Genomic DNA, 18546 nt, shown 5'->3' with positions numbered 1-18546 from the left:
CCACAGGCCTTTACAAGGTACGCTGCAATGTTGATATCGTTGCATATCGATTCTGCGCGAAGGACTGCTCACATGTCTTCCCTTACTGCTCTTGATGCTCAGGGCCAGCGGCTGTTGGCGCTCCTAGTAGCCAAACTACCCTCCGCAAGGCCTGCAAACCCGCAAACCTTCATCGGTTACAAGGAAGCGCACGACCGTCTCGGCCTACCTCAGCTGCGAGAAAAATTTGGCGAAAGCCTCAAGGCGCAAGGACTCCTTTCTCTTGCTGAGTGGACGCATGAAACTGGCAAACCAGCGATCACCGGCCTGGTGATAGATCGCAGCTCATTGATGCCGGGCAAAGGCTACTTTGAGTTGTTTGGTCGACAGCCTGAGGACTTTGCCTGGTGGAGGGAGGAAATTGAAAAATCGAAAAGCTTCGATTGGTTGCCATTTCTCCCCCAGGAGCCTGTTCCAGAGTCGCCTGCGGCCGTTGATATTGAAGGTTCAACTGATCGCGCAGAAGTAACAACTTATCGGATCATTCGCGACACATTGCTGGCACGCCGAGTCAAGCAACTACACAACTACGAATGCCAGCTCTGCGGTCACACGATCATACTGCCTGATGGGAGCCGGTACGCTGAAGCCCATCATGTTCAGCCACTGGGGGCTCCCCATAACGGACCGGACATATTGGAGAACATCGTCTGCGTGTGCCCGAATCACCACGCCGAGCTTGATTACGGCGCGCGCACTCTCAACCAAACCGACCTCCGACCAGCAGAGGGGCACTCCCTTGGCGGCCGCTATCTAGCATACCACAATACGAACGTCCACAAGGCGCCTTAGGCACCCGCAAACAGCGAGGACTCCGTAACATGACTACGCCTACCGAATTGGATCTCCTTGCCTTTTCTTTTTTTCGTGAATTCGCACGCTGCGAGTATTGCCTCAAGGCCGTTGGGCTACTGGAGGGCTTCCCAAGCAAACCACAGGCCGACTGGGGCACCTTCGCAGCACAGGTGATAGCAGTTTTTGACGTGCCACCGAATGCGGAAACTGAAGGCGCGATCCAGTACTACCTTACTCATCCCCCGAAAAAACAAGTGCTTTTAGACGGAGTCCTCAGTTGGTCGACGACGCTTCCCAACCATCAGAGCCAAGCAGAACTCGTTCTGCGCCTCGTGTGCAGAGTGAGGAACAACTTGTTCCATGGGGGGAAATTCAACGGCCACTGGTTTGAGCCACAAAGGAGCGAGGAATTACTGCATCGAGGGCTGGTAATTCTACAAGCGGTAGTCTCAGGCCACTCCAAGGTTCGTGAAGCCTATGCGAATAGGGCTGACTGATCGGCTCTGATGACCGGTTCTTAGCCGAAGGCAATCAGTCAGAGTCTACAGATGCACCTAGGCTTGCCTGAACGGCCTTTTTTTGGAGCGCTTTAAAAATCGGCCATATCGGACATTTTATTCGACTAACAACCAGCATATGCCCCCAACCAAATTACCCCCACACACAACCAAGAGACATATGAATAGATTCCTATACAAATACATGCCTTTAAGACCGGACTTCTTTAAAAACCCAATGATCCGGGCAACTCCGGCCTTGGATCTGAACGACCCTTTTGAAGGACACTTCAACAAAAAACAAGTACTCGACGCAGATCGAAACCAAAGAGAATACTACAAGAAAAATGGTAAAGAGGTCTACGAAACTGACGACACAGAAATCAATGATAGCATGGGTGTAATCCAAAGCGAGCTATCCGACTTAGGCATTCTTTCTTTTACTGAAGACTACAACAACCCACTCATGTGGGCTCACTATGCCGACAACCATAAAGGAGTAGTAGTCGAGTTCGACTTTAGCGTTCCATTTTTTTCGGACTCGCTAAAAGAGGTTAATGGCCGCAAGAGTCGATTCGGAGAAAGTTATCTTGCTGATTTCTTTGAGTTCCCAGAAAAAGTTGATTATCGCAGAGAAATGCCAAGCTTTGAGAGACCGGAGCTTTCAGCGCCGGATTCAATGGATGAATTCCATTGGAATAAATTCAATCGCACGATATTATTCACCAAAGCAAATGATTGGATTTACGAGAAAGAACAGCGATCTATTGTCCAACTAAAAGACGCCGACTCAATAATATGCAACGACAACCCGCACATTAGAAAACAATGCATTCTCGACCCTAGCATTGAGCTAGTAGAACTAGGGAATAATAAAATACAAATAATCTACCCTAACGAGTACGAGATGCACGAAGAAATGGGGGATCAAAGCATAAAAACGGAGATTAATCTTTTAGCCACAGACCACAAAGAGCCAGCTATTCATTTATTTAGAATTAACCCTCTAGCTATTAGCGGAGTGTATTTCGGGTGCCAGGCCACTGAGTCTTTATCTTTGGAAAATATAGAAAAAAACTCATCCCTGAAGCATCTCACCAATATTTATAAAATGCGCATCAATGACACGCAGTACCAGTTGAACCCTTCAAAACTAATAAAAGATATCTAGGCGACACTTACGGCGCACCTGATTTTGGTAATGGCAGGCTGGCTGCTTAGGGTCGAAACGGTCAGTCACGAATGGTCGCTTATGGCCGCCCTCTGCCCGTCACTACAGACGGGAGTCGGCCATAAGCAGTCAGTGCCTGCCATTCGGTTGAAGGACGGCCGCGAGCGTAGCTTGCGAACGTCCAAGTGAGCGGGGCAAAAGACTCGAGCCTGTTGTTATCAGTAGGAGCGCACAGTTCCAACTGTGGAATCAATTTCGCCCGCTAAATCGGTTGCGTGATTTAGTAAGTCAGCGATGGATTCAACTGAAATTTCTACTTTTTCACCATCTTTATTGTAACCAGCACGATGTACACAGTGATGGCGAATCTCTACGGCTTTAAACAACCAAGAGAGATCTGAGAATTTGTGGTTTAAAACCGCCTCGTACATTGGCTTTATTTTTTTTAGGTCATGAAATATCAGATCTTTTAGGTAACTGGCGACGGTTACTTTTAAAGTTTCTTTTTCTTGATATATTTCACGCAAGGTAAATTTACGTTTGGAGAACTCCGGATCACTTTCAACAAGCTTTCTAGTAAACTCTTCCGAATTACAAACCTGATGGATAAACACACCAGCTAAATAACCTTCAACAGCAGAAACCACATGAGCATGAATCATGACTAAAAAGCTAAATCGTGCTTGTTCTGGAACATCTAGCTCTCGAATAATATCAACACTCTCTAGCTGGTCTACTAGTAGCTGATAGTGCTTTCTGTTCTCATTTTCTTCATACCACTCATAATCTTCCTGTTCGAGGGTGGTCTCTCTCGAAAAACCATCAATTAAGTCATCGATAAAGTCTGGATCACTTGGACTTCTGCCGTACATCGCACATAAATCTTGATAATCGCTCATTGGCTACTCTCAAACTGATAAGGCCTATAAATCTTGAGTTAAGCGGCTGCCGAAAGCAGTCCGCTAGAACAAATGGTTGGGCGTCTGCGCTGAGTGCCAACGCTCCATGATGAATATGACCAAGAAAAAAAATGGCGAAAAAATCGAAAAAATGGGACGGATTTATTTTTCCGGAAAATTTCGCTCCCCATTTCCTGATGCTTCAATTTGAGCACTAATGCCATTTTGGTGGAAAAGCTCGGCTAGCACTATCAGTACCAATATTTGTTTTTATATGTTCTAGCATTGAGATGGCCTGTGACGCGTGCGCAGAAAGGTTACCGGTATTTTCGTGGAGGATTTTCCAGAATTCCATAGCGACTTGCTCATCTTCTATAGGAGGTAGTGATTTTGCTACTTCTCTAGCGAATATCTCGTCACATAGTGCCTGGACACGCTTAAGTCTAAGCCAATGGTGGGAGAGTATTTGAAGAATTTCTGAATCCGAAATATTCGTACAAAGTACAGGTGAAACCACATCCCATGCAGTGAGTCGCAAGTCAGGACTATGCATAGCTTTTCCTACTTCTGCCGCCGACCGAATAGTATCAAGGACTCCGATATTGTAACGACACGCCGCAACTAAGACCTCTATTGCCCCCCTCACTTGTCGATGTTGGTCTACTGTCTGCAATCTCCTTTGTCGTCGAAGAACAAGCTCGTTTAAAGCCAAAGCGATAGGAACCCCGAGTACAATACCAACGAGTGTGGCAGCCAAGTTTGGCCAGAAGGCCTCTAAAAATTGGGACATATCTGCAACCTAACTGTAGTAGACGACACATCCGACGTAACAAGTTATCTAATTATGTCTGGTTACGTTCCTTGCTCATGTGTAACTCCTTATTTTTAAGTCTCGCGCGAAAAATGCGACCTTCGGCAGAGAGATACAACATGAGCCAGTTACACTAATGGCGAAATCGCTGCGTGTCCATGGTCTCCTTACGGCCGAAAACAGCCTTCCATAAATGCCGCCAATGAGCTCCAAATCACGTCTACAACCCTCCCCCCTCAACAACCCGCCCCCCAACCCACTCCCGACCATACCCAACCACCCTCCCCGCCAACCCCAACGGAAAATGAATCACCCCATGCGCCGTTTCCGGCAGCAGATGCACCTCCACCTCCGCCGCCCTACCCCAACGCTCAGCCAACTCAAGCGTGTCATCCCTAAGCGGATCCAGCTCCGCCGCAAACATCAACGCCGGCGGAAACCCGGTGAAGTCGCCGTACAACGGAGACAACGGCGCCTGCCGGCGTTCTTCATCGCTCAATCCCGGCGTGAGCATCTGCAGCGCCTCGACCATCCCCGGCCCATCCAGCAGCAGGGTATCGGGCCCGGCGTTGCGTACGCTGGGGGTTCCGGTCAGGTCGTAGACGCCGTAGTACAGCAGCGCTCCGCTCACCCGCTCGAGCAAGTCCGGCCACTGTTTGAGTTGCAGCAGGGTCGCGGCGGCGAGGTGGCCGCCGGCGGATTCGCCCACGACGATGACGGGCAGGTTGGCAAACTCGTGGCAATCATCGCTCAGCAGCCAGCGGGCCGCCGTGAGGCAGTCCTGCATGACGCCTTCGATTGGGGTCGAGACCACCAGCCGATAATCGACCGAGACCACGGCTACGTCGCAGGCTTTCACCATGCCGATGTTGAGGTGATCGTTCATTTGCGCATTGCCGATGACCCAGCCGCCGCCATGAAAATCCAGCACCACGCCTTTGGCTTTTGTCTTGGGTCGGATGATCCGTACCGGAACCGATGCGCCGTCGACGCCCACCACTTTGCGCTCGGCCTCGAGCCCGTGCATGCGCAACTTTCTCGCGCCGCTCAATTGGCTGAGGCGCAGCAGCATCTGAATCACTCGTGGCGTGATGCGATTGCGGATGCGAAAGCGCGGCAGCCGGGCGAGTTTCTTGTTGAAGGCGCGCAATTGCGCCAACTCGGTTTCGTCGGCGGGCCAGTCCATTGATGTTTTCATTTCGTCCTTTTTATTCGCGGTTGTCGCGCAGGATGGAGAAATTCAACGCCGCCGCGACACATAGCCATGCCAGGTAAGGGAACAGGATCAATCCGGTAATCACGTCCAGGCGCAAGGCCGACACCACCATCGCGGCGACCACCAGCCACAGCAGCGTGATGATCAGCATGCCGGCGAAGATACGATGGGCGCCGAAGAATACCGGTGTCCACAAAGTGTTCAATGCAATTTGCGCTGCCCACAAGGCGAGTACGGTTTCGCTGCCGGGCGTCAAGGTCAGGCGATAGCCGACCCACGCGAGCAAGAGGTAGATCGTTGTCCAGGCAACGGGAAACACCCAGTTGGGGGGTGTGAAGCGTGGTTTGACCAGCGATTGGTACCACGGGCCCGGCTGGAAAATCATCCCGGTGCTCGCTGCCGCACCGCAGGCCAACAGGAAAATTAGAAAGGTCATCGTCTGTCCTTGGCTGATATCAGCGCGTTGGGTCTGTTCCTGCTTGGATGCCCGGAGCCATGCAAAAAGTTCATCGGCCGTTATCTCGCCTCGCTGATAGGAATAGGCAATGCTCAAAGACAAACCGACATAGGTGGGCGTTTCTCCGATGGATAACATGAGCTGAAACCCCATTCACCGGAGCCCGTCATGTCCACCACCAAAACCCTGTTCATTACCGGCGTCAGCAGCGGCTTCGGCCATGCGCTGGCCAAGGAAGCACTCGCGGCCGGCCACCGCGTCATTGGCACCGTGCGCAAGGAAGCCGACTTGCACGCCTTTCAATCACTCTCCTTGGATAACGCCTATGGGGTGATGCTGGATGTCACGGACTTCGACCGGATCGACGGCGTCATTGCCGAAGTTGAAGCGACTCACGGCCCGGTCGATGTGTTGATCAACAACGCCGGTTACGGTCACGAAGGCATCTTCGAAGAGTCGCCGCTGGAAGAGATGCGCCGTCAGTTCGACGTGAACGTGTTTGGTGCGGTCGCCGTGATCAAGGCGTTTCTGCCGTTCTTTCGCCAGCGGCGTGCGGGCCACATCATCAATATCACCTCGATGGGCGGCACGATCACAATGCCGGGCATCGCGTACTACTGCGGCAGCAAGTTTGCGCTCGAAGGCATCTCCGATACGCTGAGCAAGGAGCTGGCGCCCTTCAATATCTTCGTGACCGCCGTCGCGCCGGGTTCATTTCGTACCGACTGGGCCGGTCGCTCGATGCAGCGCACGCCTCGCAGCATTGCCGACTACGACGCCAGTTTCGATCCGGTGCGCAAGGCGCGCGAAGAAAAGAGCGGCAAGCAGCTCGGCGACCCGCAAAAAGCGGCCCGGGCGATGTTGCAGATCATCGCCAGCCCGACACCACCGGCGCACCTGCTCCTGGGCAGTGACGCGTTGCACCTGGTGCGTGAAAAGCTCCAACACGCAGCCGGCGAGATCGATCAGTGGGAAGCGCTGACTCGCTCCACCGACCATTGAGTGGCCAATAGAGAGAACGCAATGAAGCAGGCCGACGCAGGCACCTCGCGCATGGTGCAGCTCATGGAGACCCTCGCACCGGTCGAGGGTTATAACCTCAGTGCGCTTGAAGGCGTGCGTTTCCTGCGCTCGAACCGGCCGCTGACCCGCACGCCGGTGCTGTACGACCCGGGCATCGTGATTCTCTGTCAGGGCCAGAAACGCGGTTATCTGGGCGATGACGTCTACGTTTACGACGCCCAGCATTATCTGGTGGTGTCCGTGCCGATCCCCTTCACCATGGAAACCGATGCCACCGAGGCCGAGCCGATGCTCGCGATCTACATGCACCTCGACTTCCAGTTGGCCAGCGAGTTGATGCAACAAGTGGATGGCCTTCACGGCCCAAACGACGCGCAGCCCAAGGGCATGTACGCCTCACCGATGGACGACAAGCTCCGCGCTTCGACGTTGCATTTTCTTGAAGCGATGAGCATTCCGGGGGACGCGCAGATTCTGGGGCCATCGCTGCTGCGGGAAATCTACTACCGCATCCTGACGGGCGAACAAGGCGGATCGATGCGTGCCGCGCTCAATCGACAGGGGCATTTCGGCAAGGTGACTCGGGCGATCCGCAAAATCCACAGTTGCTACCAAGAGCGCCTCGACGTCGAGCAACTCGCCCACGAAGCCAGCATGAGCGTGCCGAATTTTCACCTGCACTTTCGCGGCGTGACGGACACCTCACCCATGCAGTATCTGAAGTCGACACGTTTGCATCAGGCGCGACTGCTGATGCTGCACAACGCCATGACCGCTTCGGCAGCGGCGTTCAACGTGGGTTATGAAAGCGCCTCGCAATTCAGTCGCGAGTTCAAACGCTTCTTTGGCAGAACACCGCAGGCGGAAATCGAGTGGATGAAGGCGACGTACGCCTTGCCTGCGCCGACGATGCCCTCGGAGTATGTTTCGTCGCATTAACTGGCAGGAAGGCGCCAGAAACTCAGGCGTCCAACAATCGTTTGGTGGTCGCCATCGCCGTATCCAGCGACTGCCCGGTCCGTTGCAACTTGTTCAACAGACTGGCCCCCAGCCAAAGCTGATACAGGGTTTCCCCCAGTTGCCGGGCATCGCCGTCGGGCAGGCATTGATCGACCTGGCCCTGCTCGATGCAAGTGGTGATGCGCACCACCACGCGCTCGGCGCCATCGCGCAAAGTCAGGCGCATGGCTTCGGACAGATCGGCCACCTCGGCACTGAGCTTCACCACCAGACACTCGTCACCATGACCTTCCAGCGTGCAGCGGTCCTGCCAGCCCTGCCAGTAATCCATCAGCCGCTCGCGGGCATTCAGGCCTGGCAGCGTCAGGCGCCGCTCCATGTCGGCCAGGTAGCAGACAAAGTAATCCTCAAGCAGCGCCTGGCCGTACAGTTCCTTGGATTTGAAGTAGTGATAGAACGAGCCCTTGGGCACACCGGCGGTTTGCAGGATCTCGTTCAGGCCGACACTGGTGAAGCCTTTCTCGGCCATCATCCGGTGGCCGGTGTCGAGCAGGTGTTGGCGGGTGTCGTCGTAGGTCGGTTTCATCGGGGCGCAGATTACCAGGCAATAGACCAGTCGTTTAACTCGAAGGAACGGGAGTTTGCCACACCGGTCCATGAAAAACATGCGGATAAAAAATTACTAGACGACTGGTCTAATTGGAATCTATGCTGCGCCCCGACAAACCTTTTCCCCGGTGTCGATCGTGTGCGAATCCCTCGCACAGCCACGACACCCGACCCACCCAAGGTGCTCTATGAAAATCTTGATGGTCCTGACTTCCCACGATCAACTCGGCAACACCGGCAAGAAAACCGGTTTCTGGCTCGAAGAGTTCGCCGCGCCCTACTACGCCTTCAAGGACGCCGGCGCCGATATCACTCTGGTCTCGCCCGCCGGCGGCCAGCCACCGCTTGATCCGAAAAGCGATGAACCCGACGCCCAGACCGCTGAAACCGACCGCTTCCGCAAGGATTCGGCGGCGCAACAAGCACTGGCGAACACCGGGCGCCTGGCCGATGTCAGCGCCGAGGATTTCGATGCCGTGTTTTATCCCGGTGGCCACGGCCCGCTCTGGGATCTGGCCGAAGACAAGCATTCGATTGCCCTGATCGAAGCCTTCGCCCGCAGCAACAAGCCTCATGGTTTCGTTTGCCACGCCCCCGGCGTGCTGCGTCATGTACTCGGCGCCGACGGCAAAGCCTTGGTCAAGGATCGTGAAGTCACCGGCTTCACCAATTCCGAAGAAGCGGCGGTCGGTCTGACGGATGTGGTGCCGTTCTTGGTCGAAGACGAGTTCCAGCGCCTCGGCGCCCGTTATTCCAAAGTCGCCGACTGGCAGGTGCACGTGGTGACTGACGGGAACCTGGTCACCGGCCAGAACCCGGCCAGTTCCGCCGCTGTCGCCGAGAAACTGTTGAAGCTGCTCGGCTGACTTTTGCAGCCGTCATCCACCCGGACGCCGTGCGCGTGTTGCACGGCGTCTTTTTTTGGCCCAATCACTAGTCGACTGGTCTAATAAACCCCATTCAAGGCACATCCATGAATCACAGCAGTTTCTTCAAACCCGGCACTTTGGGTCGTCACACCCTGAAAAACCGCATCGTTCTGCCACCCCTCACCCGCCAGCGCAGCACACAACCGGGCAACATCGCCAACGCGCTGATGGCCGAGTATTACCAGCAACGCGCCGGTGCCGGTCTGCTGGTGACGGAAGGCACGCAGATCGAGCCGCGTGGCCAGGGTTACGCGTGGACGCCGGGCATTCATACTCCGGAGCAGATCGCCGGCTGGCGCAAGGTCACAGAGGCCGTCCATGCCCGGGACGGCGTGATCTTCGCTCAGCTCTGGCATGTGGGGCGCGTGTCCCATACGGCTCTGCAACCCGACGGTGCCGCGCCGGTTTCGGCCTCTGCGGTGGCCACCGACCGGGTCAGCGTGTTCATCGAAACCGCGCCTGGCGCCGGCGCCCTGGTACCGCCGTCCGCCCCTCGCGCACTGACCACCGATGAAGTGCAGGAACTGGTTCAGCTGTACATCCAGGCCGCACGCAATGCCATGGAAGCAGGTTTCGACGGGATCGAACTGCACTGCGCCAATGGTTATCTGGTGAACCAGTTCATCTCGGCCCACAGCAATCTGCGCACTGACCAGTACGGCGGCTCGCTGCACAATCGCCTGCGCTTTTTGCGTGAAGTGGTGGCCGGTGTTGCCGAGTGCATCGGTCATGAAAAAGTCGGAGTACGTTTCGCCCCGCTGTTCACCACCACCGACGAGGCGCGCACCTACCTGGGCATGGTCGAGGAAGATCCGCACACCACTTACATCGAAGCGATCAAGGTGCTGCAGGATGTGGGCATCGCCTATCTGTCCATCGCCGAAGCCGACTGGGACGATGCGCCGGCGATGCCGCTCACGTTCCGCCAGGCAGTGCGCGACACCTTCAGCGGCGCGATCATTTACGCCGGGCGCTACACCGCAGCATCCGGTGCGCAGTTGCTTGATTCGGGGCTGGCGGATTTCGTGGCTTTCGGTCGTCCGTTCATGGCCAACCCGGACCTGCCGGCGCGCATCGCCAATGACTGGCCGCTCAACGCGCTGAATCCGGCCACGGTGTACGGGGGCAATGCCGAAGGGTATGTGGACTACCCCGAGTACGCGTGATGACTGCCGACTCTCGGTAAGGCGCGACACCCGCCCGTTCAGTACTGCTCACACTGGCAGTGGTGAACGGGAACTGTCGCCGGGAGCAATCCTTGCCATCCGGTTCCGCCCTGTGGTCTTGGCCTGGTACAACGCCTGATCTGCCGTCTCAATCAGCGCTGGCACCACGGCCAGTTGCGGCCCGGCCGCCGCGGTGACGCCGATACTGACCGTCACCTGACCGAACGGGCTCGCCGGGTGAGCAATGTGCTCTTGCGTCAGTCGCTCCAGAATCAGTTGCGCCACGACCGCCGCCCCCTCGCCATCGGTGTCGGGCATGATGATCGCCATCTCTTCCCCACCATAGCGCGCCACCAGATCCGACGGTCGCCGCACGCAGGCCCCAAGCACTTTCCCCACCCGTTGCAGGCAGGCGTCGCCGGCAACATGCCCCTGGGAATCGTTGAACAGCTTGAAGTAGTCGATATCGATCATCAGCAAGGCCAGCGAAGCCCCGTCCCGTTGAGCCCGGCGCGCTTCCATGGCCAGTGTTTCATCGAAGCAGCGGCGATTGGCGAGACCCGTCAACGCATCCTTCATCGCCAGCAATTCCAGCTGCCGGTTTGATCCGAGCAACTGCTGTTGAGTGAGCCGCAACTCCCCTTCCACCTGGGTCCGCCGACGTATATCACGAATGAGAAACCAGCCGATCACGCCAGTGAGTCCCAGCAACGATGCGACCACCACGATCGACAACAGCGCCTCCAGTCGCCACGCCGCCAATGCTTCGCGCTTGCCGAGCGCGACCGTGGTGATCAGCGGCAGCTTTTCACTCTTGCGAAACGCGTAGAGCCGCTCCACGCCGTCGAGGCTGGAAGTAAAGGAAGCGGTGCCCACCGACTGATCCACGAGGTACTTCGCATAAATGGGCGACTTGGAGAAGTTGCGCCCCATGTCCTGTTCGCGAAAGGGATATCGCACCAGCAACGTACCGTCGGTGTAGGACAGACCGATGGCACCCTCCTGCCCCACATCGAGCTTGCCGAACAGTCGCAGAAAGTTCTCGACCCCCAGGGTGACCGCCACCACGCCGGCGAACTCTCCGCGTGTGTCATTGAAGCGGCGGCTGACAGTAATCACCCACTCCTGATTCGAGCGGCTACGGATGGGCGGGCCGATGAAGGGCTCGCGGGAAGGATCGTCACGGTGATGGATGAAGTAGTCCCGGTCACTGCTGTTGACCCCGGCCGGAATCGGTCGGTTGGAGGACATCAGCCAGTGGCCGCGATTATCGTAGACGGTGATGCCACTGAGCTGCGGCATCAGCGGCTGCTGACGGTTGACCAGCGCATTCAACCGTTCGATCTGCGCGGGGCCGCTGCCCTCGGTTTCCAGACGCTCGACGAGCCCGAGCAAGAGCAGCGAACTCTGCCGGACGATGCCTTCGGAATAGGTCGCCAGCGCCTGGGTCAGGTTCAACCCGTGGACGTTCACCTCGTCCAGCGCCCGCTCCCGGGAGCCCAGTACCTTCCATATGGTCAGCGACGCCAGGGAACAGCCGATCACCAACAGCAACAGCATCACGAGGTGGGTATCACGCTTCACATCAGTACCTTTTGGAAAGTCCGTTTTCCGTCACGGCCGTTGTCGGACCGGGGCCACAACAGCGACCGTATGTCCCGGGGCGCGCAGGATACAAGCAGTCCATCGAAGGCGCAGCAACGGCGTGTCAGGCCCTCGATGAAGTGTTCGCTGATCGGCCGGTTCGACGAAAAAACCGGACCCCAAAAGACTTTTGCCGCTAGACGATTTTCAAGGCCTTGAGAACGACCAGCGACTGCTCGGCAAACGCCTCGGCCTGCTCGGTCAGTTCGGCAATGTTTTCTTCGGCGGTGGTCAGTGCCTTGCCGTTTTTCAGCAGACCTTCACCCTGGCCACCAATGATGCCCCACGCCAGCAATGCCCAGTCGGCCGGACGGGTTTTGCCTTGTTTGATCGAAATCAGGAACAACTGCTGGAAACGGCTGACCGTTACGCCACCGCCGGTGACCGGGCTGGCCAGCACCTGAATCTTGTGGTCGAACAACGAGCGTCTGCACAGTTGCAGGTTGAGGGTGTTGCAGCGCGCCTGTGCCAGCTTCTCGGCCGCTTCGCTCTGGCACGGTGCAACGGCGCCCATCCCGATCAACACGTTGAGAGCCTGCTCCACATCGCCATAGCCCAATGCAGGCGAGGCTTCCAGCAAGTGGCGCAAGGTCTTCGGTACGTAGGCATCATCGGCCAGCGCGTCCAGCACCGGGCCGTAAATATCTGCTTGCAACGTCGCGGAACCCGCCGGGCCGGTGACACTGCCCGCGACGCTGTCCGCCAGTTGCATCAGAACGAATCGGGTACTGAGCATGCGCTCGCGGTGTTCACTGGCGGACAACCGGTTGGCGCCGCGCACGTAAAGGTCCCGACGGAAGTTCTGATTGACGAAGTAATCACGCGCCTGCTCGCGCATGACCGGATGCTCGATGCCTTCCAGAAAGTCCATGCCTTCGGCGCTCAGGTTGAGCGGGTCTACCGAGTCCAGCGGCACGGCGGTCGTGGCGTAGTCGAGCTTGGCAGGTGCCAGGGCATCGACCACGTCGGTGAAGTACATGCAATTCCAGTCGCGGTTGAAGTATTCGTGGGCGACGTACTGACGATTCTGGCCCTTGATGCTCTGCAACTTGGCGTCCAGCCCCGGCACCGAATTGGCGTAATTGGGATTGGCCGCCAGCAGCGCCTCGGAGAATTGCAGCGCGGCGTCGATCCGCTGGTCCGGGCGTGCCGAAGTCTGTGTGGCAAAGCGGTCATGCAGGCTGAACAATTGGCGCAACGGCGCCATGGGCGACCAGCCCGGGAAGCAGTTGTAGCTGATGTACACATGACCGCCCGGCTTCAGATGACGACGGACGAACTCGACGATCAGTTTGTGATTGTCACGGCTGACCCAAGTCCAGATGCCGTGCAGGCTGATACTGTCGAACTGCGGCAGGTCATGGCGGGCCAACAGTTGCTCGAAGCTGTCGTCATACAGCCGCGCATCGCTGCCCCAATCGTTCGCCAGCCCGATGGCATGGGCGGCCTGGCCCGGATGGAAATCCGTACCGACGTAGGTGCCCGGATTACCCGCCGCATGGATATTGATCGAAACACCCTGACCAAAACCCAGCTCGCAGTGATAGCCGTCGGTACTCTCGAGCGTGGCGAAACCCCGCAACAACAAACAATAGCGCTGGAAAACCGGATTGATCTCGCGGCTATACCCGTAGGTGTAGCCTTCGTCCGTGAAATAACCTTCGTTCCAGGCATTGCTCATGCGTGACACCCTTTTATATCGAAAGTGAAAGTCGATCTTATAAGGGGTAGTCAGGACCAATCACAAGCGGAAAAGCGGCGCCCCGCCGCCAGCCGTCGTCTATCAGCCAATCACCCGCGCATACACAGCCCGGTCGATGTTGCCTCCGGACAGAATCACCCCCACCCTTTTGCCCTGCATCCTGTCCCGCTCTTGCATCAATGCGGCCAGCGCGGCGGCGCCGGCACCTTCGGCGAGGTTGTGAGTGTCGGTGTAGTACACGCGCATGGCTTCGGCGATTTCGTCTTCGCTGACGGACACGATTCGTGCAGCGCCGGCCCCATAGACATCGAACGCTTCGGCTATCGGTTTGCGCACGGCCAGGCCATCGGCAAAGGTATTGGCGGAGGCAGTCTCGCAGATTGTTTTCGCCTCGAAGGACAGTTTGGCGGCGGCCGCTTCGGTCGAGACCACACCTACGACCTGAGTATCCAGGCCCAGCGCATCTCGGGCGGCGATCACGCCACAAATGCCCGAGCCGCAACCGATCGGCACGTAGATGGTGTGCAGATCCGGCGCCGCACTGAACAGTTCCAGCGCATAGGTCGCCACACCCTTGACCAGTTCAGCGTGGAACGGTGGCACCAGATAGAGCTCGTGTTCCAGCGCCAGACGCGCCGCTTCCTCACGGGCCTCGTCGAAATCACGTCCGTACTCGACCACTTCGCCGCCAAAGCCGCGCATGGCGTTGTTCTTTTCCAGCGAATTGCCCAGCGGCACCACAATCAACGCCTTCAATCCGACGGCACTGGCTGCCAGCGCCAGGCTTTGCCCGTGATTGCCACGCGTCGCGGAGACAATGCCTTTGACGTTGGGATGTTCGCGCCGCAGCCAGTGCATGAAGGTAATGCCGCCGCGTACCTTGAACGCACCGGTCGGGGTGTGGTTTTCGTGCTTGACCCACACCGTGCAGCCCAGCCGCTCGGCCAGCAGTGGCCAGCGATATTGGGCGGTGGCCGGCATCACCTGGTAAACCTGACGGGCAGCCTGTTCGATGTCTTCGCGAGTGAGTGAATGCATGGGAATCTCCTTGTGCCTGGCCCCAGTCTAGGCACAGGCACATCACGTCGGCTTTCAAAAAACTGACCTGACTTTCGCCTGCACTCTTCACTACTATGGCGCTTATGAACCATCGAAACCGCCAACAGCCAGCCGTCGTCCCGGAACCGGTCCGTCGTATCGAGGCCGGCCCATGGGCGATCGAATTGCTGCCCGGCGCCGCCTACGCCACCCGCTACGTGGCGAGCCAGTCGGCGATCGGTTTCGCCTTCGACAGCCAGCGCGGCGTGCACGCCATCGGCAGCGACCGGGTGCGCCCCTTCGATGCCATGCCCAATGGCCTGGCGTTTGTGCCTGCCGGCTGTGACGTGATGTCCGAATCACCCATGGGCGGTGAATACCTGCGGGTGATCCGCACCGACGGCATCGCGCTGGCAGGTGAGCACGCGTTCAACAATCGCATCGATCCACAGGCCATCCACCTCGCCTCGCGAATGCGTCGTGCCTTGTTGAATGCCTCGGTGGACGATGACTGGCAAACCTGGGCACTCGCGTTGGCCGAGCGCACCGAAGGCAAAGACACCTTGTCGCTCCAGGGCTCGATCACCGGCAACCGGATGCGCCTGCTCGACGAGTTCATCGACGCCGGCCTCGACGGTCCGCTCGCCCTTCACACCATGGCGCAACTGCTGGAACTGTCCGAAGGCTATTTCATCCGCGCCTTCAAGCAGGCCACCGGCAAAAGCCCCCATAGCTATCTGATTGATCGACGCTTGGCGCGGGCCCGTGCATTGATGCGCGACTCCCGCGCCAGCCTGGCGGAAATCGCCTTCGCCTGCGGTTTCAATTCCCAAGCACACATGACCAGTGCGTTCAAGCAGCGACTTGGCGTGAGTCCGGCGCAACTGCGCGCAGGATCGCGTCACATTCCGGCCATTGGCAAAAAACCAAATCAGTGGTGAATTTTTTCGTGTCCACTTGTATCTGATCTGAAAGAAGCCGTGCCATCACAGAGATGGCATCGGTCACGGCAAACCGCTCTGACTCAAGCCTCACCGGGCCTCGCGGTTTGCACAAAGACAGATCAGATGCAGAGTGAATCCCATGGAATCAAAGGAAAGCGTCAGCCCGATCGGACTGAAAGACATCACCATTGTCGACGACGCCAAGATGCGCAAAGCCATTACCGCCGCCGCGCTGGGCAACGCGATGGAGTGGTTTGACTTCGGCGTCTACGGCTTCGTCGCCTATGTGCTGGGCAAGGTGTTTTTCCCCGGTGCCGATCCCGGCGTACAGATGATCGCGGCACTGGCGACCTTCTCGGTGCCGTTCTTGATCCGGCCGCTGGGCGGGCTGTTCTTCGGCGCATTGGGGGACAAGTACGGACGGCAGAAAGTCCTCGCGGCAACCATCGTGATCATGTCGCTCAGCACCTTTGCCATCGGGTTGATCCCGTCCTATGCCTCGATCGGCATCTGGGCGCCGATCCTTCTGCTGCTGGCGAAAATGGCCCAAGGGTTTTCGGTGGGCGGTGAATACACCGGCGCCTCGATCTTCGTCGCTGAGTACGCGCCGGATCGCAAACGCGGCTTCCTCGGCAGTTGGCTGGACTTCGGTTCAATCGCCGGTTTCGTTCTCGGCGCCGGTGTGGTGGTGCTGATTTCCGCGATCATCGGCGAAGAAAAGTTCCAGGAATGGGGCTGGCGCCTGCCGTTCTTCCTCGCCCTGCCGCTGGGCATGATCGGGCTCTACCTGCGCCATGCGCTCGAAGAGACGCCGGCGTTCCAGCAGCATGTCGAGAAACTCGAACAAGGTGACCGCGAAGGCCTGGCCGGCGGCCCGAAAGTGTCGTTCAAGGAAGTCGCGACCAAGCACTGGCGTAGCCTGATGACCTGCATCGGCGTGGTGGCTGCCACCAACGTCACCTATTACATGCTGCTCACCTACATGCCGAGTTACCTGTCGCACAACCTGCACTACAGCGAAAATCGCGGGGTGCTGATCATCATCGCGATCATGGTCGGTATGTTGTTCGTGCAGCCTGCCATCGGTTTTATCAGCGACAAGATCGGCCGTCGTCCCTTCATCATCTTCGGCAGCATCGGCCTGTTCATCCTCGCCATACCAGCGTTCATGCTGATCAACAGCGGCAAGATCGGCCTGATCTTTTCCGGCCTGCTGATACTGGCCGTGGTGCTCAACTTTTTCATTGGGGTCATGGCCTCTACGCTGCCGGCGATGTTTCCGACTCACATCCGCTACAGCGCACTGGCCAGTGCCTTCAACGTCTCGGTACTGATCGCCGGGGTGACGCCGACCGTCGTCGCCTGGCTGGTGGAAAGCACCCAGAACCTGTACATGCCGGCCTATTACCTGATGGTGACCGCCGTCATCGGGCTGATCACCGGTGTAACCATGAAGGAAACCGCCAACAAACCGCTGCGCGGCGCAGCCCCTGCGGCGTCCGATATCGAGGAAGCCAAGGAGCTGCTGCAGGAGCATCACGACAACATCGAACAGAAGATCGAAGACATCGACGCCGAAATCGCCGAGCTGGAAGCCAAACGCGAGCACCTCGTGCAGCAGCACCCGCGAATCGAATAACGATATAAACAGTTGATGGGACAACAGGGTGGAATTCAAACGCCCTTCTGTGGTGTTCTGTTCGTCAGGAGCCGGTGGTTTTTTCCGCCGGCTCACGCCTGTTCAGCAGCTGACGATGAGGTTCGTTTCATGAGCAAAACGCCTTACGTACCACCCAAGGTCTGGAAACACAGCGCTCCGTCCGGCGGCCAGTTCGCCAACATCAACCGCCCGATTGCCGGGCCAACCCATGACAAGACCCTGCCCGTCGGTAAGCATCCGTTGCAGCTGTACTCGCTGGCCACGCCCAACGGCGTCAAGGTCACGATCCTGCTGGAGGAATTGCTTGCGCTGGGTCATACCGGGTCGGAATACGACGCCTGGCTGATCCGTATCGGTGAAGGCGATCAGTTTTCCAGCGGCTTTGTCGAGATCAATCCGAATTCCAAGATTCCGGCACTGCTGGACCGTAGCGTGGAGCCGGCGATCCGGGTTTTCGAGTCGGGCTCGATCCTGCTTTACCTCGCCGAGAAGTTCGGCGCCTTCCTGCCCACCGACCTCGCCGGCCGTACCGAAACCCTGAACTGGCTGTTCTGGCAAATGGGCTCGGCGCCCTATCTGGGCGGCGGTTTCGGGCATTTTTATGCCTATGCGCCGGAGAAACTCGAATACCCGATCGACCGTTTCACCATGGAGGCCAAGCGTCAGCTGGATGTGCTCGACCGGCGTCTTGCCGAGAGTCCTTACCTTGCCGGCGACAGCTACACCATCGCCGATATCGCGGTCTGGCCGTGGTACGGGCAACTGGTGCGCAACAACGTGTACGGCGCGGCCGAATTTCTTTCGGCGCACGAATACACCCATGTGCAACGCTGGGCCGAGGACATCGCCAAACGGCCGGCGGTCATTCGTGGGCAGCGCGTCAACCGAACCTGGGGCGATGAGGCGAGCCAGGTGCCGGAACGACATGAGGCTGCTGATCTGGACTGATCGCTCGCACCCGATAACAAAAACCAAGGGGCGCCCGC

17 protein-coding genes are annotated in these 18546 nt (G+C 57.7%); 10 read left to right on the top strand and 7 right to left on the bottom strand.

Annotated features, from left to right (window positions below; all coding sequences use genetic code 11):
- The first annotated feature begins 72 nt into the window (after nucleotides 1-72).
- From DLD99_RS11860 to DLD99_RS11850, 3 genes are all read left to right on the top strand, one after another.
- On the top strand, nucleotides 73-831 hold the full coding sequence (locus tag DLD99_RS11860; protein ID WP_114882328.1) for an HNH endonuclease: 759 nt from the start codon (nucleotides 73-75) through the stop codon (nucleotides 829-831).
- Nucleotides 832-860: 29 nt separating this feature from the next.
- A complete protein-coding gene (locus DLD99_RS11855) occupies nucleotides 861-1331 on the top strand; it encodes a hypothetical protein (RefSeq protein ID WP_114882327.1) in 471 nt (156 codons plus the stop codon).
- A 181-nt stretch (nucleotides 1332-1512) separates the two neighbouring features.
- The gene (locus DLD99_RS11850; RefSeq protein ID WP_162803474.1) at nucleotides 1513-2502 is read left to right on the top strand and encodes a DUF2971 domain-containing protein; all 990 of its coding nucleotides are present in this window, start codon (nucleotides 1513-1515) and stop codon (nucleotides 2500-2502) included.
- 218 nt (nucleotides 2503-2720) lie between these two features.
- Here DLD99_RS11850 and DLD99_RS11845 read toward each other — a convergent pair whose 3' ends face one another.
- From DLD99_RS11845 to tspO, 3 genes are all read right to left on the bottom strand, one after another.
- Complete coding sequence (locus DLD99_RS11845) at nucleotides 2721-3401, bottom strand: hypothetical protein (RefSeq protein ID WP_114882325.1); 681 nt, start codon at nucleotides 3399-3401, stop codon at nucleotides 2721-2723.
- 1031 nt (nucleotides 3402-4432) lie between these two features.
- Nucleotides 4433-5410: an alpha/beta hydrolase gene (locus DLD99_RS11840; protein WP_114882324.1), complete on the bottom strand. Its 978-nt coding sequence runs from the start codon at nucleotides 5408-5410 to the stop codon at nucleotides 4433-4435.
- A 10-nt stretch (nucleotides 5411-5420) separates the two neighbouring features.
- Complete coding sequence (gene tspO, locus DLD99_RS11835; protein ID WP_114882323.1) at nucleotides 5421-5864, bottom strand: tryptophan-rich sensory protein TspO; 444 nt, start codon at nucleotides 5862-5864, stop codon at nucleotides 5421-5423.
- 189 nt (nucleotides 5865-6053) lie between these two features.
- On the opposite strand from tspO, the gene DLD99_RS11830 reads away from it, so the two are divergent.
- Together DLD99_RS11830 and DLD99_RS11825 are read left to right on the top strand one after the other, a co-directional pair.
- Nucleotides 6054-6887 carry an oxidoreductase gene (locus tag DLD99_RS11830; protein WP_114882322.1) on the top strand — a complete coding sequence of 278 codons (834 nt, stop codon included), beginning with the start codon at nucleotides 6054-6056 and terminating at the stop codon, nucleotides 6885-6887.
- Between the two features lie 21 nt (nucleotides 6888-6908).
- On the top strand, nucleotides 6909-7847 hold the full coding sequence (locus DLD99_RS11825; protein WP_114882321.1) for an AraC family transcriptional regulator: 939 nt from the start codon (nucleotides 6909-6911) through the stop codon (nucleotides 7845-7847).
- A gap of 22 nt (nucleotides 7848-7869) precedes the next feature.
- Here DLD99_RS11825 and DLD99_RS11820 read toward each other — a convergent pair whose 3' ends face one another.
- A complete protein-coding gene (locus DLD99_RS11820; protein ID WP_114882320.1) occupies nucleotides 7870-8454 on the bottom strand; it encodes a TetR/AcrR family transcriptional regulator in 585 nt (194 codons plus the stop codon).
- 211 nt (nucleotides 8455-8665) lie between these two features.
- Here DLD99_RS11820 and DLD99_RS11815 point away from each other — a divergent pair, with 211 nt between their 5' ends.
- Both DLD99_RS11815 and DLD99_RS11810 read left to right on the top strand, forming a co-directional pair.
- A complete protein-coding gene (locus tag DLD99_RS11815; protein WP_114882319.1) occupies nucleotides 8666-9343 on the top strand; it encodes a type 1 glutamine amidotransferase domain-containing protein in 678 nt (225 codons plus the stop codon).
- A 107-nt stretch (nucleotides 9344-9450) separates the two neighbouring features.
- On the top strand, nucleotides 9451-10572 hold the full coding sequence (locus tag DLD99_RS11810; protein WP_114882318.1) for an alkene reductase: 1122 nt from the start codon (nucleotides 9451-9453) through the stop codon (nucleotides 10570-10572).
- Between the two features lie 48 nt (nucleotides 10573-10620).
- Here the strand turns inward: DLD99_RS11810 and DLD99_RS11805 are convergent, their stop codons facing one another.
- The 3 genes from DLD99_RS11805 to DLD99_RS11795 all read right to left on the bottom strand — a co-directional run bounded on the left by DLD99_RS11805 (nucleotide 10621) and on the right by DLD99_RS11795 (nucleotide 14956).
- The gene (locus tag DLD99_RS11805; protein ID WP_114882317.1) at nucleotides 10621-12156 is read right to left on the bottom strand and encodes a sensor domain-containing diguanylate cyclase; all 1536 of its coding nucleotides are present in this window, start codon (nucleotides 12154-12156) and stop codon (nucleotides 10621-10623) included.
- Nucleotides 12157-12352: 196 nt separating this feature from the next.
- Nucleotides 12353-13897, bottom strand: coding sequence for a methyltransferase regulatory domain-containing protein (locus DLD99_RS11800; protein ID WP_114882316.1), 1545 nt, complete (start codon nucleotides 13895-13897; stop codon nucleotides 12353-12355).
- Between the two features lie 102 nt (nucleotides 13898-13999).
- The gene (locus tag DLD99_RS11795) at nucleotides 14000-14956 is read right to left on the bottom strand and encodes a threonine dehydratase (protein ID WP_114882315.1); all 957 of its coding nucleotides are present in this window, start codon (nucleotides 14954-14956) and stop codon (nucleotides 14000-14002) included.
- Between the two features lie 95 nt (nucleotides 14957-15051).
- Here DLD99_RS11795 and DLD99_RS11790 point away from each other — a divergent pair, with 95 nt between their 5' ends.
- From DLD99_RS11790 to yghU, 3 genes are all read left to right on the top strand, one after another.
- Complete coding sequence (locus DLD99_RS11790) at nucleotides 15052-15897, top strand: helix-turn-helix transcriptional regulator (RefSeq protein ID WP_114882314.1); 846 nt, start codon at nucleotides 15052-15054, stop codon at nucleotides 15895-15897.
- A 142-nt stretch (nucleotides 15898-16039) separates the two neighbouring features.
- Nucleotides 16040-17539 (top strand): glycine betaine/L-proline transporter ProP, encoded by a 1500-nt coding sequence (proP, locus tag DLD99_RS11785; RefSeq protein ID WP_114882313.1) that lies wholly within the window; start codon nucleotides 16040-16042, stop codon nucleotides 17537-17539.
- 129 nt (nucleotides 17540-17668) lie between these two features.
- The gene (gene yghU, locus DLD99_RS11780) at nucleotides 17669-18508 is read left to right on the top strand and encodes a glutathione-dependent disulfide-bond oxidoreductase (RefSeq protein WP_114882312.1); all 840 of its coding nucleotides are present in this window, start codon (nucleotides 17669-17671) and stop codon (nucleotides 18506-18508) included.
- Nucleotides 18509-18546 lie beyond the last annotated feature (38 nt).

The sequence above is a fragment of the Pseudomonas kribbensis genome (assembly GCF_003352185.1).
GTDB lineage: Bacteria > Pseudomonadota > Gammaproteobacteria > Pseudomonadales > Pseudomonadaceae > Aquipseudomonas > Aquipseudomonas kribbensis.
This window is presented reverse-complemented; position numbering and strand designations above follow the sequence as displayed.